We start from the raw sequence: 382 nt of genomic DNA on the forward strand, positions 1-382 counted from the left end.
GTAGGTGAGGACGTCCCCGAGCCGGTCCGCTGCTTCCTGGTCGCCCTGGTCTTCAGCTTCTTGCGCCCGTCGGTCCAGAGCGGCGAACGTGTTGTCGCCGATTTCCCCTGTCTCGAACAGGGCGCTGATGGGCCCCCCGTCCTGATACTTGCGCAACGCTGTCCGAACGTCGGGGTCTGTGAGATCAGCCATGTACCGAGAGTAGGCGGCGAGGCCGCGCGGCACACCTCATTTCGCTCGTGCGGGGCACAGACAAAGCCCCGTGCGGCGGGGTGCCGTACGGGGCCGTGATGGTGTCTGCGAGGGGCTACGCGCCCCGCTCAAGCTCTCCGGGGAACGGGCCGGGGTCCAGCTTCAACGCGTGGTCCGGGCAGGCATAGAG

At 67.8% G+C, this 382-nt stretch carries 1 protein-coding gene; it reads right to left on the bottom strand.

The features are described from left to right. The coding region (locus RNB18_RS53470) for a hypothetical protein (RefSeq protein ID WP_311721241.1) at positions 1-192 on the bottom strand (192 nt) is incomplete at its 3' end. Between the last annotated feature and the right edge of the window lie 190 nt (positions 193-382).

Origin of the sequence: Streptomyces doebereineriae (assembly GCF_031845645.1) — a bacterium.
Classification (GTDB): Bacteria; Actinomycetota; Actinomycetes; order Streptomycetales; family Streptomycetaceae; genus Streptomyces; species Streptomyces canus.